Raw genomic sequence first — 21,536 nt, forward strand, 5'->3', positions numbered from 1 at the left:
AGTATATCGTTATGAAAGCTAAAAAGAAAATTTATACAAGCTATACATTGATTGCCCTAATAGCAGCCTTGATGCTCATACCAGGTTCTTTAAGGGCAACCAATGTAACCAAAGACAAAAAGAAAAAGCCCAATGTTGTGGCCAATGCAGAAATCTTCATAAAAGCCCCGGCAAAAGATGTATGGGCAGTTTTTGCCGAAGACTTTGCAGGGATAGAGAAATGGTCTTCTGGGGTGTCCCATTCTGAGGGCTTCGGTGAAGCCATTGGAAGCTCTCCTTACAGCGTTCGCGCTTGCGAGATTACGGCTGCAGGTTTTGGTGATGCTCGAGAGGAAATCTTAAATTTTAACGAAGATGACTTTGAGATACGCTATGCATTGTATGAAGCCATTCCTGGTTTTGTTAAAGATTTCATCAACACCTGGAAGTTTAGGGAACAAGATGGCGGCACTTATGTATCTGCACAATCTGAAATGCGAGCGACCGGTGTTATGGGGTTCATGATGAAAGGCATCATGAAAGGAGCCACCAGAAAAGCTTTGGAAAGTATGTGTGAGGAATTAAAATACTATGTAGAAAATGGTGAGCCACATCCAGAGAAAGTTGCCTCAAATGAGAAAATCGCGACCAAGGATGCTAAAATGAAAAAGAAGGTAGTTTCTTTTGAGATAGTACAAGAAATTGATGCTCCTGTTGACCGAGTTTGGGAGGTAATTGGAGAAGGTTTTGCCGATATAGCCAATAGCAATCCGGATTGCCCAAAATCTGAGTGGTTTCAGGGTCATACCAAAGCAGAGCTCGGAGCCAAACGCATCATGTACATGAAGGAGAATGAGAAGAAATATTTCATCGATAAAATTGCCAAATGGGAACCTGAAAACCACCATATCACCATTGAAGTAATCAAGAAAAAAGGCTTTCCTATCAATGCCGATTACACGTGGGTAAATATGGATGCTACCTCCTTGGGCCCGAACAAAACCAGGTTAAAAATTAGAATGAACTACCTGACCAAACCACGGTTGTTAAAAGGTATGGCCAAAGGAAATTTAAAGAAAACTTTTCAACGCTATGCCTATGCCATTGACTATCATTCTGAGACAGGTGAAAACGTAACTCGCGATAAATGGAAGGAAATAAAAGGAAATTATAAGTAAGCTAACTTTGTAGTTGCCATTTTCCAAAACTAAAATTTATGTTCTTAGAGCACCAACATTTTGACATATCAGACAAACCTGTCTTACAAAGGTTCAAGTTCAATACACCATTAAAACTGCCTGTTTCTATGGATAATGAGGCGTGCTTCATTTTGGCAGTTCACGGTAGGGCATCTATTTACTCAAGAACTAATGTTGTTGATGCCAATGGCGAACATGCTGTTCTGGTGCGTTGTGGAAAATATATCAATAAATGGAAAAAGGTTTGTGAAACTGGCGTATCGGAAGCCATTATAATTCGCTTCTACCCCAAACTAATGAAAAAGATATTTACGGATGTCCTTCCCAAAGGAATATATGACAAGCTTTCCAGGAAAAAGACGGGGCCAGCAAAACACAACGACGTTCATAGTTTTAAGGTAGATAGACTACTTAAGGCCTATATAAAAAGCCTTATGTTCTACTTTGAGGCACCAGAATTAATGACCGATGAGCTCATCGAGCTTAAGCTGAAAGAACTCATACTCTTACTGGTAAATTCTGAACGTTCAGGCGATATTGCTGATATTCTATCACAAATTTTTGACAACGAAGAATATTCTCTCAAACAAATTGTTGAAACCCACCTTTTTGAAGACTTAATGATGGAAGACTATGCTAGCCTGTGTAATATGAGCCTATCCTCGTTTCAAAGGAAGTTCAAGAAGACCTTTGATGAGACGCCGGGGAGATACATACTAATTAGACGTCTTGAAAAAGGAGCAGAACTCCTTAAAGTTTCAAAGGAGTCCATTTCTGCTATAAGCTATCAATGTGGTTTTAGTGACCCTACGTATTTCACTAAGGCTTTCAAAAAGAAATTTGGAAAATCTCCACGAGATTTTAGAACTGTAAAATAAAAAATATAATAATATGACTAAACAATTGAACAATAAAATAGCACTGATAACTGGAGGGAGTTCAGGAATCGGTTTGGCCACAGCACAAAAGTTTGTAGAACAGGGAGCCCATGTAATTATAGTAGGCAGAAATGAAGAAGCCTTAAATACTGCCGTATCGCAATTGGGTGAGCAGTCTTATGGAATCAGGGCGGATATTTCAAATTTGAGTGATTTAGATAATTTATACAATGAGGTAAAAACCAAGTATCAAAAATTGGACATCTTATTTGTAAATGCTGGTGTTGCAGGATTCTCACCCATCGACGGAACCGATGAGGCAAAGTATGACCACCTTTTCGATATTAATGTAAAGGGTGCATACTTTACCATACAAAAGGCATTACCACTTATTCCAGAAGGAGGCTCCATAGTTTTGACCACCTCTGTGATTAATGGGAAAGGTCTGCCCGGTACGAGTGCCTATTCTGCGACTAAAGCCGCAGTGCGTTCATTCGCCCGGACATTGGCAACGGAACTGGCTCCAAGAGGTATACGAATCAACGCAGTATCTCCGGGTCATACCGCGACTCCTATTGTTACCAAAATTGAAATGGACGAAGATGCCATGAAGGCCATGGAAAATGAGGTGAAGCTAAAAACACCATTAGGTCGAATGGGGCAACCGGAAGAGATTGCTTCCGTCGCTACATTTTTAGCTTCGCCAGAGAGCTCATTTGTCACGGGAGCTGAATTTCCCGCTGATGGCGGATATGCACAGATTTGATAGTCGTCTAAATACCTTATGATTACCATTTTAACAACCGGGGGAACTATCGAAGGGCTTGAATATGATAAAATTGACAAGGCCCCTGAGAAAGCCCCCATTAGTATTGAAGACCATTTATCACGTATTGATATTGCTCCTCAATATGACATAAAAGAAGTGTTTTCGAAAGACAGCCGTTTTGTCAATAGGCGTGACCGTGATTTGTTGTTACGGGAGATAGAGTTTGCTGAAAATGATAAAATTATAATCACTCATGGCACGCTTACCATGGTAGAGACAGCACTTTTTTTAGGTAAACTCAAACTGAATAAAACCATTGTCTTGACAGGGGCCTTTGTGTTGGGTACTGACCCAAAAACAGATGCTTTTGAAAATTTATCCTTTGCCCTGGCCAAAGTCTCTTCCTTGGAAAAAGGAGTCTATATAGCAATGCATCGGACCCTATTTCCTTGGGACAACGTTCAAAAGTGGATAAGCCGGGTAAACTGACCCACCTTCGCCGGATGAAACTGACCATGGCAATTGGACTGCCCAGATTTGATCTATCCGTGGGTTAAACTTAGTTTTTATTTTTCAATTTTCTTCTCATTGATTCGCCTTTTATATCTATTCTGTGTGCCGTGTGCACCAAACGGTCGAGGATGGCATCGGCCAGTGTTCTCTCCCCGATAATGTCGTGCCACTTTGATACGGGCAATTGTGATGCTATTATAGTGGATTTTTTGCCGTGCCTGTCCTCGATGATTTCCATAAGTGCATGCCTATTGATGTTGTCCAATGGCTTAAGGCCGAAGTCATCCAAGATGAGCAAGTCCTGTTTTTCAAGTTTGTTTATTTGTTTTGGATAGGAACCGTCGGCCTTTGATGTCTTGAGCAGGGTAAAGAGCTTTGCAGTATTGAAGTACATCGTTTTTGATCCCATGGAACAGGCCTGGTGGCCGATGGCCGAGGCCAGGTAACTTTTGCCCACGCCGGTACTGCCGGTAATAAGTATGTTCTCCCTTTTTTGGATGAACCCGCAGGAACCTAGCCGCCGGACCAGGTTCTTGTCCAGTTGGCGCGACGGTCGGTAGTCGATGGCCTCCATGACGGCCGTATACCTGAACCTTGCCGACTTGGTCAATCGCTCTATCCTACGGTTGTGCCGGTCGTCCCATTCGCACTGGACCAGATAGGCGACCAGTTCATCGTTGGTGTAACCGGTCGACGGACCGCCGGTCTCCATTGTTGTGGTGAAGGCCCTGTGCATTCCATAGAGCCTCATTTCTTTCATCAATTGCATTGTTTTTTCGTTCATATGTCCTGTTTTTAATATTGTTCTATTCGTAGTATTCCCCTCCCCTTATGTTGTTGTGCTCGGGCATTTCCATATCCCCGTCCATACGTTCATCGATCTGGTCCCATCCCTTTTTTAGGATGCGCTCGACCATATTGTAATTGTACGCACCATATTCCGAGGCACGTTTGCACGCATTTTCAAGACGCTCCCTTCCGTACTTTTTGGCAAGGTGGAGCACGCCCAGACAAGATTTGTAGGATTGTTCCGGGTGTTGCTTCTTCTCCAGGATGGCAATGATGTACCCTTTACAGTGTCCGCCGATATTGCCCGCCCAATCGATGAACCTTTCACTGCTCCATTCGCTCACGAACCTGTGGTGCGAGGGCATATGGTCGGCCAAGGTGGTATAGCCGTATTTCTTCCTGTCCCTTGTATGTACGGCGAACCTTTCGTGCTTATGGTAGATCTCGACGATGTTATCGGTATAGACCAGCTTGACCTGTTTGCCTATATGTCTGTAGGGCACGCTGTAATAATGCTTGTCCTTCCCAAAATAGATATGGCTGTTCTTGTGTACGGTGGCCTGGGCATATCGTTTTACCTCATAGCGTTTCGCCGGTAACGGCATCAGTTCGCCCTTCTCGATTTCCATGAAAAGTGAACGCCTGGAATATTCCCTTCCCCTGAACGACATTGCGTTGTGTTTTTCCAGCAGTTCCCTTATCGCGATGTTGATATCGGTCATGCCATGGAAGACCTGGTTCCGTAAAGGGGCGAACACCCTGGTGTAGATTATCTTCACGGCGTTCTCCACTATGGCCTTGTCCCTTGGCCTATAGGTACGTGTGGGCAGTACCGCCGTTTCGTAGTGTTCGGCAAAGTCGGCGAAGACCTCGTTGACCTTGGGCTCGTAACGGCTGCTCTTGGTGACCGCCGACTTAAGGTTGTCGGGCACCAGGGCCTTTGGTACGCCGCCGTAGAACCATAGTGCGTTTTCGGTGCAGCGGATGAAGTCCTCCAGTTTTTGGCTTGCGCAGGCCTCTACATAAGTATATTGGCTGCTGCCCAGTATGCAAACGAACACCTCCAGTTCCTTCAGTTCACCGGTTTCCCTGTCAACGATGTGGAGTTTCTTTCCCGTGAAGTCTATAAAGAGCTTGTCGCCGGCCTTGTGCTCCATGTGCATTACCGGAGAGGTCTCCTTGCGCCATTCGGCGTACCAATACTTGAACTGTGAGAGCTTGAAGCCATCGGGGTGCTTGGCATAATATTCCTCCCACAACAATTGCCTGGTCACCCCGGTCTTGCGGAGCTCTTTGTCAAAATAGGGGAAGTACTGCCGTAAGGTCAGCAACCGTTGGCTCTTGCGCTTTTGACCGTCCTTGAAAAGGTTGTGGAGTTCCTCCAGGGTCATCTTCTCCACTTCGTAGGCCGTAAAACGGTACCGCCTGAAGAACTCGATGTACTTCCTGACCGTGACACGGGATATGCCCAATTGTTGGCTTATCCTCCGTTTGCTAGTGCCGGAGGTGTAAAGTTTGTAAATCAGTTTTGTTTTTCGCATGTCTATCTGCTTGTTCGCCATGGTGCTTTTTAACAAAAAAAGCACTTAGACTTTTTACAGATAGATCGAATCTAAAAGTGGTCCACTTTGGCCCGGCGAGGGTGGGTCACTTTCGTCCGGCCAGCTATGGTCGCTTTAACCCGGCGAGGGTGGTATACTATGTCCGGCGTTTCCAATTACTGGACGTTTGCCAGATTTTGATTAATTCATCTTCTATCATAACATTCCATTTATACAGTTCAACAATTTTGATTTAATCCGCTTGATTTTTACGGCTACGTGATTTTCAGATAGTCCGAGTATGTCTGAAATTTCTCGGTATGCTAATCCCTCCAAGTACAGAGCAATTATTGCCTTGTCTCCATCATTCAATTTTTTAACACACTTTCTTAAAGCTATTAGTTTTTCATCCCTTTTTTCATTTTCTACTTGAGAACCGATATTACAAATAGTCATACTATCCAATCTTATAAATCGGTTTTGGTGTTTTGTGTATTTTGATTTGAAACGAAGACAAACATTTAATGCTATCCTAAATATCCAAGTACCAATAGATGAATTACCTTTAAATGAACTCATCGACTTCCATATATTAACTAAAACCTCTTGGAACAGGTCTTTTGAGTCTTCATTATTATCAGAATATATTGAACAAAGCCTATATAATTTATCTTGGTTTTTCTCAAGTGTAGAAAGAAATAGGCTTTTTTGTTTTTCCATTTTTAGTTCGTCCCTTTACCTCTTTAGTTACCATAGTTTAAGAAATATGACACTTTAGAGAATATTTTTTTTGAGAATGCCTCAAGACTTTATTTGACATCCAGACGAATACGCTTTCACACTTTCTCAAGTTATTTCTTTCAGCCATTGCGAAATTTGCTTCTTTAGATTTTCACCCAGGGAATTTATTTTCACATGCCTTAATGTATTCCCCTCTCCTTCCAATAAATTGTTTGGGTCGCTGAGTCTATCAATATTGTAAAACCCAAGTGTAACGTGTTTTTTGGCAAAGCGCAGATAAGCAAAGTCCTTTCCATTATTGAAAACAGGCATTTTCCATTTTAGTTCTTCCTTGACATTTTCAACAGAGGTATGTACCAACTTCCTTAATTCTTCCAACAAAGCGACCTGCTCGTCGGTAGCTTTAGATATGTAATCAGTTATTTTCTTGTTATAATTCATCTTTCTTTACTTGTTTTTAGAAAGAAGCTTAACAACAATGTAAAAGCTCCTCCTGTTATAAGGTTTCCAATAAAGGAGAACATACTTTGCGTTGAAGTACTTAAATATGCCTCTTTTTCCTCCAGTTTAGCGTTTAGCTTCTCTACAGGAACACCAGAACTTTCCATTTTCAGCCTAAGTGCCTCAATAGTGTCAGCCACATAAGATGGATACAGCAATTCGTAAAAAACAATTGTAAAAACAACACTGAATACTGCTGTAGATAAGCTAACCACAAATCCTTGAATCAGGGCTTCCTTGAATTGGATGCCTCTCCCTAGAACATCTTTTCTCTTCTTGATGGCAAAGTAAATGGCGAAAAGCAATAAAAGGTATAACATTAAGAAGAGGATGGTTCCTCCGGTCATTTCATTTTCCAGAGCGATAGCCTTGGGGCCAAGTAATTTGAGTGCTAAAAGTGTCAGCATTAAAATGCTTCCGGCGAGTGCAACTACAAATCCGTAAACAATAGGTGTTTTTAATTTTTCCATTTTGTATTTTGATTTTCTACAAAATTCACGGACAAAATGGTAATTCTCAATTAAAAACGGTTGGAAAAAAGGGTGGATTTATTGGTTTCCACTCTTTTGTAGTACCCTCTTGCCATAGAATTTCAACTCCCTACGATTTTTCACACCGGTCTTTTTGTAAATTCGGTTGATATGCGTCTTAATTGTTGTAATATCAACAAATAGTTCATTTGCTATATCCTGATTCTTTTTGCCTAAACAAATAAGCTCGATAACCTGCTGTTCACGTTCCGACAGCTGGTTTTGATAGGCGTTTTCGATTTCATCGGTATTCTTGGTCGTGCCCAATACCATTCCTAGCCCACATACCAACAAGATGAAAGGCACTAACAATAGCGAGTTTACATTGTTAATTTCAACGATTCCATAGCTGGTAGAATAATGGAACACATTAAAAACCAGGACTCCCAAAGTAACGAGCACAGTCAAGAAAATCAAGAGTTTATTCTCTCTTATAATTTTTATCATGGTCATGAAGCTTATCTAACCCCACTTTAAGGGATTATGTGTTCTAATATTAAATCCTTTCAAATTCCACATCCTTAATTCTCGAGGCATTGACCTTCAGATGTTTTTTATCATCTGCAAAGAAGAATACCCCAAAATCGGCATTACTGCTTACAAACGTGCCCTTAGCAATTGGCTTTAGAGTACTCATTTTGTTATGGTTGATGAACAAGGTTAATTCTTCATTCTGAATTTTTATATAGTAGGTAACATTCAGGTCCTTACTGTAATAGCTCCCTACAAAAGGTTGTAATTCATCTGCAGCATAAACTTTGGGCTCGAATCTTTTGAACATAGTGGTCTTTCTTCCATCATTGACAAAGCTAAAGGCCCGTCTGCCTTGTTCGACCTTTTCGAAAGCAATACCGAATTGTCCATTACCTCTGCTCACTATTTCAAAATCAGTTTGGCTAAATGGCACAAGTTTATCCTTCCTATTTTCAGACCGAACATAGAACAAAGTGTCATTGCTCATTTCAATGGAGCGGACACGCCCTGAATATTCATCAATATAATCGCCAATAAATTTGGCAAGCTCGTTCGATTTCAAGTCTAGGAAAGACCTTGCTTTCCGCGTTTCGCTTTCACTCGAATAATGCTTCTCTAGATATAAATCTGCTATCTCTCTGGCCTTCGTATTATAGTTGGTATCAGACCTATTCGACAACACTATAACAGAAAAGTTTTGCTCTGGAAATCGCATTATCTGTGTTCTAAACCCACCGCGGGAACCTCCATGACTGATTTCGGTGATACCTTTGTAATCATCTACCTGAATCCCTGCCGATTCTCCGGTTGACTCGCCATTATTCAATCGCCCTACCTTAAGCATCTTGTTGATGATTTTTTGTCCTCCTTCACCTAACCTATTTTTGTAAAAATTTTGGTCCCATTTATAAAGGTCCAGCACTGTTGAGTACACCCCACCAGAACCCACAAGTTCAAACCTTCGTATAGCATTATCAAAATCTCCGTCTGAGTTTTTGTAATAACCGAAAGCCCGGTTTTTGATAAGGTCTTTATGATTGTCGAGAAATAAGGTATGCTCCATACCAAGTGGGTCAAAAATATGTTCCTTGGCAAAATCTTTTAAACTTTTTCCGGTAACTCGTTGAACAATTTCAGATAATAAGAAATACCCACCATTGCTATATAATACCTCTTCTCCTGGGGGGAAATTGATACGGCTTTGTCTTTTAAGCATTTCGTAGGTCTCTGCAGCCGTAATCAAGTCAAAATAGCTTCGTCCCTGTAAGTCCCATAGGGATGAATAGTCTCGGATTCCACTGGTGTGGTACAGAAGGTTTTCAATGGTTATGGGAGACTCGTACTCGGGAAAATCAGGGAGGTATTGTCTAATGTCGTCCGTCAATTTTAGTTTTCCCTGCTCTTCTAGTAACAAAACACAAAAAGCGGCAAACTGCTTTCCATTGGAGCCGATATAGAACACAGTTGACGGAGTATTGGGAATGTCATGCTCTAAATCAGCCAATCCATATCCTTTGGAAAATACGAGCTCTCCATCTTTTATGATTCCGACCGACCCTCCTGGCACATTGGTCTCATTCCATTCTTTAAAGACTAAATCTATTTGAGATTCTTGAATTTGGGCAACCCCGTAGAAGGGTGAAAAACCAAGGAAACAACAAAAACATATAAGGGTTAATTTCTTCATTTTTTAAAAGCGTAACAGGCCTATAATTTACGAATTACCTATCACACTCTTGGCGTAAGAAACAATAAGATGCCCAATACCCTAATTGGTCATATTGCTATTCACAAATCCCAAAACGTCTTTTTCATATTGCTTAAGTGTTTCTTCACTCGTTCCAAGGCATAAACAGACCTTCAAAATAATGCGAGAAAAGTTATTCCATCAAAATTTTGTTTATTTTGACAATTAAAGGACCTATCCACTTTTCTCCACTAGAAGTGAGCAATACCACTCCTGAATTATTTTTAGAATTAAATGAATAGTCAGACGCATAACCATCCATATCTCCGCTATGTCCGTACGTCTGCATCCCCCAGTCAACAAACCCGTAACCGTAATATATTCCAGTATTTTGACCAATTTCTGACTTACTTTGAGTTAGAAATAATGGCACTATTTTTTGATTTTTAGTGAATTTTCTATAAACACTTAACTGAGCAATAAGCAGTTTGGAGAGGTCTTTTGTGGTACTGTAAATCGCAGATGGAGGAGCTAATTTCCCCATTACCCATGGCTCAGTCCTCACACTCCTATCGTCTTTTCTATATGGAGTGACTAAATCATTTTTTTGTTCTCTTGACAACTGTAAAGCGGTGCTTTCTAGATGATAAGGCTCAATTATATACTTAGACAATAGCTGCTCATAACTACTTTCAGCAGCTTGTTCCATAATGAATGCTAGCAACGCGTAGCCAAAGTTGGAATACTGATACTTGTTTCCAGGTTTTATACGTAATTTGAGAACATCACTTTCCAAGTCTTTAACGGTATAATCGTATCTATATGCCTCGCCGTCTTTCCTTTTGTATCCCGCTTTGGCATCCTGTGGAAAGCCGGAACGATGAAATAGTAAGTCTTTAATCTTGATTTCTTTTAATTTAATCAATCTCCTTTGAGGGATTTCGAAGGGTAAATATTTAGTTATTGGGTCATCTAACTGAATGAGATTTTCAAGTAATAGATGGTGTGCAACAATCCCAATAAAAGTTTTTCCAAGCGAAGCTATTTGATAAATACTCTCTTCATTAACCTTTTGCTTTTGAGTTCTATCAAAATGCCCAAAATTCATAAATCTGACGTCCTTCCCATTGGTAACAATACCAATACTTATCGCAGGAATATTATCGTTTTCAATGACTTGTACAACTTCCTCTTTTATTCGTTCAAGTTTTTCAATTGGTTGTCCACTGCAGAATAAGTGAAACGTTAAAAAAATAATTATAGAGCTTCCTTTCAAAATCATAAGAACTTAAATTTTAATAATCATTTACGTTGTGTAATTGCCTGGGATTTTGATATAAAGAAAAAAGTTTGCTACAAGACGAGGCAAACAAATGAAGAAAAAGTGGTGAAATAGGTCCTATTTGGGAGGAAATTTTAATATTTTCAATAATTCAGGCTTGTATGTTTCCGAAACTGGGACATCAAGACAAGTTAGCGCTAAGGAATTATCTTTATTCCAATTGGTAAAATGATGTGTGTTAACTAAATAAGACCGATGCGTTTTGACTAAATCAGGAGCGAATTGATGTGCTTTTTTTAAAGGTAAGCGCATTACTTTTTTTTGAAGGTTTTTGTCTTTCAAGTAATATATTTCTACATAATTATCAGCTCCTCTTATACAAATCAAATCTTCAAATGAAACATTTAATAAATCCTTTCTATTATTTCCAACAATCATTGTTTTATTAAATGTATTACTTCTTTTAAGAAGGGATTGAAAAAATAAGACTCTAAGAAAAAATAAAGCAGGTATTAGAACCGCCGTCGTTGGCAGGTACATATGCAAACTAAAGTCAAGAAACGCGGACTCCCCAAGTATAAATGCAGATTTATAATATATAAAGGTAGGAATCAGACATATGATGAATATGGTAACAATACTGGAGGCTTCAAGTACAAGACTCCATTTGTTTTGCCGCTTAAACAACCATTTCTGCAAAGGGATAATAATTAAATATGCTGCTGTAAAAATCAAAGCATAGGGCAGCATAGCTCCCAACCTTCTACTCATTTTTAAAGGGAAAATATCAAAAGGACCAATGAGTACCAGAAAAAAATAAATCCATCCACTAAAAACTATCGCTATCCATATATGATATTTTGCTGCGTCCGATGGCTGAACTAGATTATTTCGATTTATTACATTAAATATATTTTTCATATCGGTCACAGTTTTCAAATAATCTGAGTACACTCTTTACGGTTAACCAGTTAAACAAAATAAAGTAATGAGCCAGGATTAAATACTACAAAAAGTTCTAGGTTAACGTATAACTTTTTTCCCCAATTTGATAGCCCTAAGCTTTAACCAATAGCGTCTCTTTACTATTAAGGCCGTAAAAAGAAAAAAACATGTCCTATTTTAAGTCTTATCTATATACTAAAGACGATTAGAATTGTGATGCGTGACAACATTGATGCTATTTAAGCTGATGCTATTATATACTATCAGGATTTAAAGATTGACCATACTTCTTCAAAAATCCTTTCATAATTCTCCAGAATATCTTGTTCTGAATATTTCTTTTGAGGAACAGGGCGAGTCTTTAAAATTTTTGGGGTTCTGAATTGTACTTTCTTATCCATGCCGTCCGCATAAGTAATAAACTCACCTTGCTTTAGCTTAAAGAAAATAGCTGCTCGATTCTTGCTCACCTCACGCTCTCCAGTAGTAATTCGAGTATCAAAATTAAGATTGTTGCCACGATTTATACTTGTGGTTTCACGCTTGATGATTTCAAAAAAACGCTCATAATATTTGGCGGTATCTGGGTCATTGACCTTACCAAAGAATTGATAGGAAAGGTTACTGAGAATGGCCCGACTCGCCTTGTCACCATACATCATATCGTTCTGTACTTTATCCTGCATCACATAAACCGTACAAATGTCATAGCTTCTCAAAGTTGCTGGAATACGGTGCATATTGAGCAGTCGAATCGTTGGGGCTTCTTCCATCATTAGAAAAGAATGATTTTCGTTCCGAACACTCATTTGTTTGGCAATGGTGTGAATAATGGCGGCTATTGCCGGTGAATATGCCGTTTCATATTTCGGATTGTTGACCACGGAAACTACCATTGGTTTTTCCAGCCCATTTATGTTCAGAGGAACTTCATCAGCGCTCAATGCCATAAACAATTGTTTAGAACTTATCTTTTTAAGCGCATTGGCCAGGGTGCTCTTTACACCAGCGGTTTGCCTGTCAGAATCTTTACCACCAATAAATGCGCTGGCCATGGCCTTGGCGATTTGGTTGCTGCTTAGAAAGGCAATTAGACTATCAGTATCGAGCAATTGATAAACGGCTATTAGGTGTGGCAACGTACAATACCTTTTATACTTAGAACGTAATTTCCATATCAATCCTGCTATCAATCCTTCCGCAGCATCATTAAAGAACTTACTCGTCCCGAAAGCTCCTGATTCTTTCTGCTCCAATAAATTTTCAATAAGCACTCGTGCCACTTCGTTTACACTTTCCTCGTTGGGCAAATACTTGGGAGCAATGGGATTAACACGATGGTATATTTGGTCAAAAGCAATGGTATAAAAGTCAATTCCAGCCTTATGGAACAAAGGATATGCCATGTCAGTGATTTCAAAATCCTTGTAATCATGAATGACTCCGCAGAATTGATGCTTTGCAAAATGCTGTAACAAGCCGTAAACCACACTTTCCGTCTTACCACTACCCGCCGAACCAATAATGGAAATGCCTCTCCGTATATTCTCTAAATGAACAGGTTGTTTTGTTGTTTTGAGCTGCACATAAAATGGTCGCTCCTTGGAAGTACCGCTATTTTCTTTGGACAAGAAAACATATAAAACCGTATTTAAAAGCATCAATGGACAGCCCAGGAGCAAAAGGATTCTTGCAATACTGAATTGATATCTGCCCAATTGTAATTCTGCCCAAATTAAAATCAGAATTAACAGCGTATTGATACCAAAGGCATATCGAAAGAGCTTGTGCGTACTCCAAAACACAAGTCCTAACCCAAGCAATATTCCTATGATATGTAATTCAATGGCCACCATTAAATTCCAATTGAGCCAGAACGCATCGCAACATCGACACCCCGTTTTAAGCGCTTAAAGGTTTTAATAGCCAGTTGCACCTTATTGGTGGGAATATTGAGTATGGGCACACCCGATTTCCCCAAAATTTTAAAGGCCACTGCTTTTTCATTGGCTGGTAGCCCCATCAAAACTGAAAAATAGAGCTTTGGATTTTTCAGGAAATCTTTTCGGGAACGATAGCTTTCCGCATAGTTCCGTTTATATCCAAAGGTTTTGTCAAAGGTCTTTTCCGCTTTCGCAAAAAAGGAGTCACGGTCAAAACCCCGTTTTACTTTTTTGCCGTTCATCATCACTTCGGAGGATTTGTATTTACTTCCCGGGGAAAGGCTCACTGAATTGGAAATGTCTTTTCGGCTAACGATAATATGGACATGGCTTTGATTGCCTTCTTTCTTCATGCCCTGGACTACCCGTTTTCCATTTTGTTGATGTGGAGCTTCGTGTTCCAATCGCCCTATTTTTCGTTGAAGCCTTTGAATGTTACCCAGTTCCTTTCCTTCTGATATTCTTCGGATTTGATGTTTGAGTTCCAAGATTTGATTCGCAAAGGGTTGATTCTCCCGAACCTGCTTGTCCGTTCCTTTAAACGTGCGTTGGTGTTCAATTTTGGCGAAGTACAGAATATCATCAACCGTTACCTTTCGACCATTGATTTCCCGATTAAAGGAAGCTGCATAGTCTTTCATTATCCTACGGGTATATCGTTTTAAGGCATTTCTATTGTTTTCTATTTGTCTTAACTCCCTTGTGCTTGGGCTCACGGTTATGGAATAAAACTTGGGCTCTCGCTTTTTTAATTTGGCCGTGTTCTTATCAATGGCTTTAGTCACTTCTTCTGCCGAAATTTGTTCTCCATATTGATTGAAAAAATGCTCCATTCCTGCCTTGTCGGAAGACAGGTCTGATGGGTCCAGTTGCTCATTTTCTTTTTCCAGATAGGCAACAAAGTCCCCAACACTTTGCGAAAAGTTGCCATCTATCTTTTGTGCGGTTATGGTGATATACATTATAAATCCATTTGATTGCGTTCTACAAATTTTACAGGTTGCTCTTTGCCCTTATCGTCCTTTTCTAAAAGCAATTCTTTCTTGTCAAGTTCCACACCTACAAACAAAGATTGCATCATGGCCACAGTGGGTTTGGTTTGGTTCTTTTCAATATCCCGTACAATGGCAATGACCGCATTGATGCGTTTTTTGAGTAAGCTTTCAAGCGTCTTGATATTGGGCCCTAGCCGTTCTTCAGGGGATAGTCCTGTAGCTTCAAAAAACTCTAACATAGCAAGCAGGCTCATTGACTGCGACTTGGAAATTGCCTTGCTGTACCGTTTGAATTTTTGAGCTACCGAGGATTTGATTTTCAGGGTCTCAAACTTCTCTTTTTTAAATTCTCTATCCATTTTTTAGTAAAAAAATTGCCATTCTGTAAGGGGTGACAGCGTTTTTTAGTAAAAAACGAATCCAGTTTCTAAAGAAGTTAATTTAAAAATCTTTGAAAACCCTTGTAATAAAAGGGCTTTAAGAAAGGGCATCAAAAATGAAACACCGCGTAGCGTGTTACCCTCTTGCTTCTCCTTTTTGTGAGCCGAGGCTCACTAAACATCGAACAACATGGCGTACCGCCAGTTGCTTACATCTCTTAAAAAATGGTCGTTTGCAGTTATCCTGTGAAAGTCAAAAAGGTGGGATAACCGTAAAAAAGAAAGCCGAAAATCAGATTATAAATTTACGGCTTTTTGATGGATGTTCAGTCAACTGGCCGAACAAATTAAATATTGAATTCAAAAGAATATGAATAGAGGTTCCGCATTGCTTCCTCATCAAGCATCTTATCTAAATTGGCATTATGCTTGGTGGCGTAATCCATCATATCCTTACCAAATTTTTTCTTTACATCTTCTTTGGAATTGGCAAGTAATCGCTCTTGGGCTTCTCCATTCAGGTCGGTGAAATTGAGATAAATCATAGCCTTTATTTTAAAGAATTCCGTTATCCGCAAAACTGTAGTAATCTCCATCAGGTGCAAATATCAAATGGTCTAAAAGTCGAATATCAAACAGCTTTCCTGCCTTGTTGATTTTTTGGGTTAATCTTTTGTCGGCTTCACTTGGAAGCAGTTTTCCACTTGGGTGATTGTGTGTCAATATAATGGCAACCGAGAGCGATTTTAAAATGACTGCAAAGAGAATCCGCAAGTCCACCAGCGCACCCGTTATTCCGCCTTGCGAAATCTGATACACCCCTTTGACCTTATTGCTGTTGTTCAATAAAACAACTTTGAAAGTTTCGTAGATATTTATCGAGTTCTTGTCCCAATCCTCGAATAGCAGTTCTGCCGCATCCTGTGAATTGGAAATTACTTGCCACTCAGACGATTTTAGACCACCCTTGTAGCTAATCTTTATTTCATTAACTTTATTCCTCATTGTTCTTCTTTTTAAATAGTTGGATAATGAAAAAAGAGGGTGCATCTTTTCGACGGGTACACCCTCTTTCATTACTTAGTTACCGTTCAGCAATAGGATTTCACTCGCCACAACCTCAGTTGTGTAACGTTGGTGTCCATTGTCATCGGTATAGCTTCGGGTTTTCAGCTTACCAACGACACCAATTTTCTTGCCTTTGTTGGCATACTTCTCGATGATTTCTGCGGTCTTGCCCCAAGCGACCACAGTGTGCCAGTTGGTTTCAGTCTGCTTTTCACCGTCTTTGTCCTTGTAGTTCTCATTGGTCGCCAATGATAACCGGGCTACTTTTTTCCCGCTGTCTAGGTTCGTTACTGTTGGGTCGTCCCCAAGGTTTCCGATTAACTGTACATGATTTTGAATAGAACTCATAACATTAAAATTTAAAGGATTAAAAAATTGATTTACTTATTGTATCTAGAGCGTTTTCCTTTTTTGATTTTTTGGATAGTCTTTGATATGTTTTTTGAAATGATTTCATTGTTCGGATTTTAGATTTACTTCCCGTAGCGCCGTCGCTGTTACCTTTTTTGATGCTTGACGATTAAGCAATATCCGAGGGAGGTAAGGCGTATAAAAAGTGGAGAGCAACGCAACGGTTTATGCCGTCGTCCGACAGCGGATGTTGTAGTTTTGCGAGCAAAAAAGGTAGGACAGTGGCGGGTCGGAAGTGAGCCTAAAATGAATAACGGGAAGCTTCGGAATAAACAGAAGGCTATCTAAAACGAATAATGAAATTCCGTTTAAGCGAACTTAACACACTCTTTTTGTGGTAAGTAAAAGACCATTCCATGAGCATCGGAGTGGTTTACTGGAGTGAGAGCAAAAAAGAGTGTGTTGTGTTCAAGAAATATGCAGTGAAGCTCTTTTCTCGAAATTTAATGGAGGGAAATGTGCTGAATGATTATGAGGCTAAGTTTCACAGATTTCCTATTTTTACAATTAGAAAGTCAAATGGTATCATTTGCAATCAAATAGACCGTCAACAATTCGGTCAACAGATTTTGTAAAGAAGTTTTTAGAACCTATAAAATCTCTACATACTCTAGAAAGCTAGAATACTGTGGAGGTCACAAAGGCAAGGGTTTGAACCCTGCCGCGGTCACAAAAAGGTAGTTTGAATACTGCCGTGGTCACTCAAGGCAGTTTAAATCCTGCCGAGGTCACTTAAAGCGCAAACCCTGTATGAAAATGCAGGGTTTTGTTTTTTCCGGAAGCGTTGAAAGCGATGGCTTTCGTTAGCTGAAGAAAATGACAAAACCACAGGGCGATAGCCATGTGGACTTGCATTTTCAGGAGGGAGTGCAAAGTATGTGAAACAACCCTACCTCGGTCACCGAGACTCTTATATGCGTATAATGGACATACGCCATTCTTATTTGCTTGCAGACAAAGTCCAGCCTCAAAACACTAAATAACGAAAGGAAACGTTTTTTATTTAGAACCTACTTATTGCACTATAATGAAAAAATCACTTCCCAAAATCGGTACATCAAAGCTTTCCATTTTTCTTTTCTTGGTTTTATTCAACTTGGCCTGTTCTAAATCCAATGAAGAACCGCATAGCCCATTGATTGATTTGGGAATGGATGATGCCGAAGTTGAGTCTAGGCTTACCGCCTCTCTGGTTGGCGAATCGCCTGATGGTGAAGGCAATCCTGAAAATCTTTGTGCCAATGGCGAAATGCAGTTGATGTCTGACGATCCGTACTGCGGATATGTTGATGTTGGTGAGTACGCGGTAAACCAAATTAACTTTTACAGGGCCAAGCATGGATTACCACCTTATGTCAGAGCCATTGAGTATGAATTATGTGCTGCGCGTGAAGCCCGTTTGGCAGCTCAAAACGACACCTTTCATTGGAATGATGGTTGTGATTGGCGATCCCAAGGTGCGGCAGGTGGCGGCAGAGGGGGTGATGATTCAGAAGGTACGGTAGAAAAATCCATCTGGTGGGTCCCAAAATTGTTTTACCAAGAAGGTCCTGAAGGTGGACATTACCATGCCATGATGGAGGAAAGGAGCAGGCGGGTCGCTATTGGCTACTTTGCCATTGACAGAGATAGACACGGCGTCGTGGTCAACTACTATGATTAATCTCAACAAAGTCAAAGTTAAGTTTCCAATGAAAGTGATTGAATGTGCCGAGCTTGAACATTAGTTTATTATCAATAAGCATTCCCACACAAATAAAAAAAACCTTGCAAACTGTATGATGTGCAAGGTTTCTTTGTTTTGGTCAGCTCATGAGCTAACTACCAAACTTGTAGTTTATTTGTCCACTTTTAGCAGACCCAAAATTTTATGGAAAACTTCAAAATTTGAATAAATCCCATTGAACTCTGCACTTCCTGGGCCATATGCAAAAATGGGTATCATGGTAGAGGTGTGCCCCCCAGTGGAGAAAGTTCCTACCACTTGATTGTAGTTGTTTTTATCAGATGACAAAGCAAATCCTCCAGTTTCATGATCTGCAGTAACAACAACAAGGGTGTTTCCATCCTTTTCCGCATAGTCAAGAATGACTCCCAATGTCTTGTCAAAATCCTGCATTTCTGTTATAATGTAATTGGCGTCATTGGCATGGCCTCCCCAGTCAATCTGTGAACCTTCAACCATCAAAAAGAAATTCTTGCCATCTTTTGAAAGGTAATCCATCGCCATTTTGCTGGCATTGGGTAAAAAATCCCCACGACCCTCGGACATTTTTGGCATTCCTTCCTTAGCCAAAAGGTAAGCTAACTTTTTATCGGAGCGTTTGGATTCGTTCAAGTCGTAGGAAACCTCAAATCCACTTGTGCGCAAACTGTCGCTATAGTTTAGTCCATCGGGTCTTTCTTCGAAAAACCGTTTTCCACCCCCAGCAAAGAAATCTACTTTGGATCGGTGCATCCAACTAGCAATATCGTCCTCTTGCTTGCGCCATTTAACGTGCGAAAAATAGGAAGCTGGGGTCGCGTGTGTAATAGAGCTTGTTGCCACCAATCCTGCATTCCAATTATCATCCGGCAATACCTCAACTATATTTTTAACAATAAGGGTGTCACTATCCATACCTATTGAGCCATTGTACGTTTTAACCCCACATGCATAGGCCGTGGCCCCTGCGGCTGAATCTGTAATACGATGGCCACTGGCATTGTTTCTAAGCAAACCTATGTGGTCAAAACGCTCAAAATTGGATTGATCTTGCCCGCCCAGCTCATATAAAGAGGTGATTTGGGTAAGCCCCATACCGTCCCCTATTACCATAATAACCTTGTTTGGACCTTGCTGTTCCTGCGCTTTTAAACCCATAGATATTAGGAACATTAACAGTGTCAGCGCTATCCCAAAACCAGAAGACCGTCCTATTTTATGAATGGTTTTTCCAATCATTATATTTAGATTTTAAAAAATTAATCAATTATTTGTCATTGTTTTTTTAGGCGAATAAAAGTAGTTGAAATTGGTTTGGTGCAGCAATTATTGCCATCAGGATTTCAATAATTCCACAAAACAAAAGATGTGTAACAAAAGGTGGCCTAAACCCAGGCCACCTTTTTCCACAATTAACTCAAACTAACTCAAACTCAACTTGTGTATATCAATACCCTTGGTTCTGTTCCAAGAATCCTTCTATTCCTGAAGCGGCATCAATGGCGCTTTGTGGTATTGGGAATAGTCTTTTGTTGGCATCGCTATCCGTTTTATCTGTCCATGGATCTTCATATTTTCCAAAACGAATTTGGTCACCTCTCCTAAAACCTTCCCAGTACAGTTCAAATCCACGCTCCCTAAAAAGAATGTCAGCATCAATGGAAGCTAAACCTTCTGGAGTTTGCGCTGGACGGGCGGTTCTTGAAGCTCTTACGGTATTTACATCGGCCAGGGCGCCGGCAGAATCTCCATTTCTAAGTTTGGCCTCGGCCCGCATCAAATAGATTTCGGCCAAACGCATAAGAACAAGATCCACACTGCTAAAATTGTTTCCATTGGGAGAGGTGCGGCTAAATTGGTACTTGGAAACACGATAGCCCGTATTATGTAAGGATCCCTCAGTAGTGAAATTCACATTCAAGACATGGTCTACATAACCTACATCCCTATCAGGACCATTACCCTTTCTTTGTTGTATGGGGCCAATCCTCACACCATCATCACAGGTCAAGAAGGAACCATCATCTCCTTTTCTAGGCCCCCATTGGATTCCCCTTAAAATTCCCCGATCCATTTCAAATGCATTGGGATCGATACAGTAGTAGCTATTATCCGTTTCCGTAGCCAATAAGGGCTCTCGCCCTTCCAAATCCATCAACTGGGCATCTGGCACCATATTATTCCTTTGATAGAACCTAGCATCGGCTTCTGCAGGGTCAACTGCTCCATAAGCATCCACCCAAGTTTGATAAAAATCCACCGTAATTGCAGGCCCGTCCGTGCCGTCAGCACTTGGAAATTCGGGTCTTGGGAACATGGATCCGGCAATGGACCAATAAGCCCAGCGACTGTGCTCCCTTCTTAACTGCCCTCTTTGATCCAAGGCAAATATCAGCTCACTATTGCTGTTGTTATCATCATTGAACAAATCAAAATATTCTGGAGATAAACTAAATCCACCTGAATTAATGATGTTATCCGTATAGGTGATCACAGCGTTCATGTCCTCCGTAGTAAAATTTGGAGTACCATATGGGTCACGGTACACGGCAGCATTCAAATGCAATCGTGCCAAAAAGCCCCAAACCGCGGCCTGGGTAATTCTACCCGGACCTCTATTGGTGTTAATGGCATCCACAACAGACATGAGTTCCGCCTCAATATAGTCCACTGCTTCCTGTCCTCGAAGAACCTCGGACAATTCCGCAGAGGATTCTTTCCGGAGCACCAAGCCCCAGCTATCCAACAGCAACATATTTAGATAACCTCTCAAGGCAATCATTTCATACAATGCCCCTTGGGCTTCGGAATCCCCATTTTCCGCCAGGGGTCTTAATACCTCAATGGCCGCCAGTGTTCTGGAAATATTGGTTGTCAGTTCGTTCCAGCTATCCCCGACCAAATCGTTGGTTGGCGTGATGGCATGGGTATGGGTGGCTATAAACTTACCACCATCAAACCAATCCGTCCCCCCACGAAAAGGTAAAACGGCCTCATCTGAAGCAATCAATTGAAGTCCATAATAATTGGTGTGCCTCCATGTCCAAGAAATATACCCGTAGGCCGGCGCAATGGCACCACTCACAATTTCCGCCTGACCTCCAAATTCAGACTCATCCAGTCTTTCTTCTTCCAAATCGGTACAATTCCAATTTAGCAAGGCGCTTAACGTAATGGCTATATATAAAATTCTATTTTTCATCTTC

At 40.6% G+C, this 21,536-nt stretch carries 22 protein-coding genes; 5 read left to right on the top strand and 17 right to left on the bottom strand.

Annotation, left to right across the window (positions count from 1 at the left end; translation table 11 throughout):
* Nucleotides 1–11: 11 nt before the first annotated feature.
* Genes ACRHOZ_RS04195 through ACRHOZ_RS04210 form a run of 4 tightly spaced genes read left to right on the top strand, consistent with a single transcriptional unit; the run spans nt 12 to nt 3,314 of the window.
* Nucleotides 12–1,157 carry an SRPBCC family protein gene (locus ACRHOZ_RS04195; RefSeq protein WP_431122716.1) on the top strand — a complete coding sequence of 382 codons (1,146 nt, stop codon included), beginning with the start codon at nt 12–14 and terminating at the stop codon, nt 1,155–1,157.
* Nucleotides 1,158–1,195: 38 nt separating this feature from the next.
* On the top strand, nt 1,196–2,056 hold the full coding sequence (locus ACRHOZ_RS04200; protein WP_431122719.1) for a helix-turn-helix domain-containing protein: 861 nt from the start codon (nt 1,196–1,198) through the stop codon (nt 2,054–2,056).
* Between the two features lie 13 nt (nt 2,057–2,069).
* Nucleotides 2,070–2,822, top strand: a complete 753-nt coding sequence (locus tag ACRHOZ_RS04205; protein ID WP_431122721.1) for an SDR family oxidoreductase — start codon at nt 2,070–2,072, stop codon at nt 2,820–2,822.
* Nucleotides 2,823–2,840: 18 nt separating this feature from the next.
* A complete protein-coding gene (locus tag ACRHOZ_RS04210; protein ID WP_431122724.1) occupies nt 2,841–3,314 on the top strand; it encodes an asparaginase domain-containing protein in 474 nt (157 codons plus the stop codon).
* Between the two features lie 70 nt (nt 3,315–3,384).
* Here ACRHOZ_RS04210 and istB read toward each other — a convergent pair whose 3' ends face one another.
* From istB to ACRHOZ_RS04285, 15 genes are all read right to left on the bottom strand, one after another.
* Nucleotides 3,385–4,122, bottom strand: coding sequence for an IS21-like element helper ATPase IstB (gene istB, locus ACRHOZ_RS04215; protein WP_225604039.1), 738 nt, complete (start codon nt 4,120–4,122; stop codon nt 3,385–3,387).
* 22 nt (nt 4,123–4,144) lie between these two features.
* The gene (gene istA, locus ACRHOZ_RS04220; protein ID WP_225604038.1) at nt 4,145–5,689 is read right to left on the bottom strand and encodes an IS21 family transposase; all 1,545 of its coding nucleotides are present in this window, start codon (nt 5,687–5,689) and stop codon (nt 4,145–4,147) included.
* A 195-nt stretch (nt 5,690–5,884) separates the two neighbouring features.
* Complete coding sequence (locus ACRHOZ_RS04225) at nt 5,885–6,388, bottom strand: RNA polymerase sigma factor (RefSeq protein ID WP_106145287.1); 504 nt, start codon at nt 6,386–6,388, stop codon at nt 5,885–5,887.
* A gap of 126 nt (nt 6,389–6,514) precedes the next feature.
* Nucleotides 6,515–6,850 (bottom strand): DUF1801 domain-containing protein, encoded by a 336-nt coding sequence (locus tag ACRHOZ_RS04230; protein WP_106145286.1) that lies wholly within the window; start codon nt 6,848–6,850, stop codon nt 6,515–6,517.
* The gene (locus tag ACRHOZ_RS04235) at nt 6,847–7,380 is read right to left on the bottom strand and encodes a DUF4199 domain-containing protein (protein ID WP_106145285.1); all 534 of its coding nucleotides are present in this window, start codon (nt 7,378–7,380) and stop codon (nt 6,847–6,849) included. The genes ACRHOZ_RS04230 and ACRHOZ_RS04235 overlap by 4 nt, the downstream gene beginning before the upstream one ends.
* A 78-nt stretch (nt 7,381–7,458) precedes the next feature.
* On the bottom strand, nt 7,459–7,887 hold the full coding sequence (locus tag ACRHOZ_RS04240) for a LuxR C-terminal-related transcriptional regulator (protein ID WP_158259120.1): 429 nt from the start codon (nt 7,885–7,887) through the stop codon (nt 7,459–7,461).
* A gap of 49 nt (nt 7,888–7,936) precedes the next feature.
* The gene (locus ACRHOZ_RS04245) at nt 7,937–9,601 is read right to left on the bottom strand and encodes a serine hydrolase domain-containing protein (protein ID WP_431122729.1); all 1,665 of its coding nucleotides are present in this window, start codon (nt 9,599–9,601) and stop codon (nt 7,937–7,939) included.
* Nucleotides 9,602–9,794: 193 nt separating this feature from the next.
* The gene (locus tag ACRHOZ_RS04250) at nt 9,795–10,883 is read right to left on the bottom strand and encodes a serine hydrolase domain-containing protein (RefSeq protein WP_431122731.1); all 1,089 of its coding nucleotides are present in this window, start codon (nt 10,881–10,883) and stop codon (nt 9,795–9,797) included.
* 117 nt (nt 10,884–11,000) lie between these two features.
* A complete protein-coding gene (locus ACRHOZ_RS04255) occupies nt 11,001–11,804 on the bottom strand; it encodes a LytTR family transcriptional regulator DNA-binding domain-containing protein (protein WP_431122733.1) in 804 nt (267 codons plus the stop codon).
* A gap of 287 nt (nt 11,805–12,091) precedes the next feature.
* Complete coding sequence (locus tag ACRHOZ_RS04260; protein ID WP_431122735.1) at nt 12,092–13,684, bottom strand: type IV secretory system conjugative DNA transfer family protein; 1,593 nt, start codon at nt 13,682–13,684, stop codon at nt 12,092–12,094.
* The gene (mobB, locus tag ACRHOZ_RS04265; protein ID WP_431122737.1) at nt 13,684–14,733 is read right to left on the bottom strand and encodes a MobB family relaxase; all 1,050 of its coding nucleotides are present in this window, start codon (nt 14,731–14,733) and stop codon (nt 13,684–13,686) included. The genes ACRHOZ_RS04260 and mobB overlap by 1 nt, the downstream gene beginning before the upstream one ends.
* On the bottom strand, nt 14,733–15,125 hold the full coding sequence (locus ACRHOZ_RS04270) for a BfmA/BtgA family mobilization protein (protein ID WP_431122740.1): 393 nt from the start codon (nt 15,123–15,125) through the stop codon (nt 14,733–14,735). The genes mobB and ACRHOZ_RS04270 overlap by 1 nt, the downstream gene beginning before the upstream one ends.
* Nucleotides 15,126–15,493: 368 nt before the next feature.
* Entirely contained in the window at nt 15,494–15,691 is a 198-nt protein-coding gene (locus ACRHOZ_RS04275; protein WP_431122742.1) for a hypothetical protein, read from the bottom strand.
* Between the two features lie 10 nt (nt 15,692–15,701).
* Nucleotides 15,702–16,151 carry a JAB domain-containing protein gene (locus ACRHOZ_RS04280; RefSeq protein WP_431122744.1) on the bottom strand — a complete coding sequence of 150 codons (450 nt, stop codon included), beginning with the start codon at nt 16,149–16,151 and terminating at the stop codon, nt 15,702–15,704.
* A gap of 75 nt (nt 16,152–16,226) precedes the next feature.
* Nucleotides 16,227–16,562: a single-stranded DNA-binding protein gene (locus ACRHOZ_RS04285; RefSeq protein WP_431122747.1), complete on the bottom strand. Its 336-nt coding sequence runs from the start codon at nt 16,560–16,562 to the stop codon at nt 16,227–16,229.
* 1,090 nt (nt 16,563–17,652) lie between these two features.
* Here ACRHOZ_RS04285 and ACRHOZ_RS04290 point away from each other — a divergent pair.
* Nucleotides 17,653–18,288, top strand: coding sequence for a CAP domain-containing protein (locus ACRHOZ_RS04290; RefSeq protein ID WP_431122750.1), 636 nt, complete (start codon nt 17,653–17,655; stop codon nt 18,286–18,288).
* 174 nt (nt 18,289–18,462) lie between these two features.
* Here the strand turns inward: ACRHOZ_RS04290 and ACRHOZ_RS04295 are convergent, their stop codons facing one another.
* Nucleotides 18,463–19,569, bottom strand: coding sequence for an alkaline phosphatase (locus ACRHOZ_RS04295; protein WP_431122752.1), 1,107 nt, complete (start codon nt 19,567–19,569; stop codon nt 18,463–18,465).
* A gap of 208 nt (nt 19,570–19,777) precedes the next feature.
* The gene (locus tag ACRHOZ_RS04300) at nt 19,778–21,532 is read right to left on the bottom strand and encodes a RagB/SusD family nutrient uptake outer membrane protein (protein ID WP_431122755.1); all 1,755 of its coding nucleotides are present in this window, start codon (nt 21,530–21,532) and stop codon (nt 19,778–19,780) included.
* Nucleotides 21,533–21,536: the final 4 nt, after the last annotated feature.

The organism is Flagellimonas flava (genome assembly GCF_050617915.1).
In the GTDB taxonomy this organism is placed as follows: Bacteria; Bacteroidota; Bacteroidia; order Flavobacteriales; family Flavobacteriaceae; genus Flagellimonas; species Flagellimonas flava_A.

Bases quoted from the DNA above. Each gene is read 5' to 3' on its own strand.
- ACRHOZ_RS04195 (WP_431122716.1), top strand. From the start codon at position 12: ATGAAAGCTAAAAAGAAAATTTATACAAGCTATACATTGATTGCCCTA.
- ACRHOZ_RS04200 (WP_431122719.1), top strand. From the start codon at position 1,196: ATGTTCTTAGAGCACCAACATTTTGACATATCAGACAAACCTGTCTTA.
- ACRHOZ_RS04205 (WP_431122721.1), top strand. From the start codon at position 2,070: ATGACTAAACAATTGAACAATAAAATAGCACTGATAACTGGAGGGAGT.
- ACRHOZ_RS04210 (WP_431122724.1), top strand. From the start codon at position 2,841: ATGATTACCATTTTAACAACCGGGGGAACTATCGAAGGGCTTGAATAT.
- istB (WP_225604039.1), bottom strand. From the start codon at position 4,122: ATGAACGAAAAAACAATGCAATTGATGAAAGAAATGAGGCTCTATGGA.
- istA (WP_225604038.1), bottom strand. From the start codon at position 5,689: ATGGCGAACAAGCAGATAGACATGCGAAAAACAAAACTGATTTACAAA.
- ACRHOZ_RS04225 (WP_106145287.1), bottom strand. From the start codon at position 6,388: ATGGAAAAACAAAAAAGCCTATTTCTTTCTACACTTGAGAAAAACCAA.
- ACRHOZ_RS04230 (WP_106145286.1), bottom strand. From the start codon at position 6,850: ATGAATTATAACAAGAAAATAACTGATTACATATCTAAAGCTACCGAC.
- ACRHOZ_RS04235 (WP_106145285.1), bottom strand. From the start codon at position 7,380: ATGGAAAAATTAAAAACACCTATTGTTTACGGATTTGTAGTTGCACTC.
- ACRHOZ_RS04240 (WP_158259120.1), bottom strand. From the start codon at position 7,887: ATGATAAAAATTATAAGAGAGAATAAACTCTTGATTTTCTTGACTGTG.
- ACRHOZ_RS04245 (WP_431122729.1), bottom strand. From the start codon at position 9,601: ATGAAGAAATTAACCCTTATATGTTTTTGTTGTTTCCTTGGTTTTTCA.
- ACRHOZ_RS04250 (WP_431122731.1), bottom strand. From the start codon at position 10,883: ATGATTTTGAAAGGAAGCTCTATAATTATTTTTTTAACGTTTCACTTA.
- ACRHOZ_RS04255 (WP_431122733.1), bottom strand. From the start codon at position 11,804: ATGAAAAATATATTTAATGTAATAAATCGAAATAATCTAGTTCAGCCA.
- ACRHOZ_RS04260 (WP_431122735.1), bottom strand. From the start codon at position 13,684: ATGGTGGCCATTGAATTACATATCATAGGAATATTGCTTGGGTTAGGA.
- mobB (WP_431122737.1), bottom strand. From the start codon at position 14,733: ATGTATATCACCATAACCGCACAAAAGATAGATGGCAACTTTTCGCAA.
- ACRHOZ_RS04270 (WP_431122740.1), bottom strand. From the start codon at position 15,125: ATGGATAGAGAATTTAAAAAAGAGAAGTTTGAGACCCTGAAAATCAAA.
- ACRHOZ_RS04275 (WP_431122742.1), bottom strand. From the start codon at position 15,691: ATGATTTATCTCAATTTCACCGACCTGAATGGAGAAGCCCAAGAGCGA.
- ACRHOZ_RS04280 (WP_431122744.1), bottom strand. From the start codon at position 16,151: ATGAGGAATAAAGTTAATGAAATAAAGATTAGCTACAAGGGTGGTCTA.
- ACRHOZ_RS04285 (WP_431122747.1), bottom strand. From the start codon at position 16,562: ATGAGTTCTATTCAAAATCATGTACAGTTAATCGGAAACCTTGGGGAC.
- ACRHOZ_RS04290 (WP_431122750.1), top strand. From the start codon at position 17,653: ATGAAAAAATCACTTCCCAAAATCGGTACATCAAAGCTTTCCATTTTT.
- ACRHOZ_RS04295 (WP_431122752.1), bottom strand. From the start codon at position 19,569: ATGATTGGAAAAACCATTCATAAAATAGGACGGTCTTCTGGTTTTGGG.
- ACRHOZ_RS04300 (WP_431122755.1), bottom strand. From the start codon at position 21,532: ATGAAAAATAGAATTTTATATATAGCCATTACGTTAAGCGCCTTGCTA.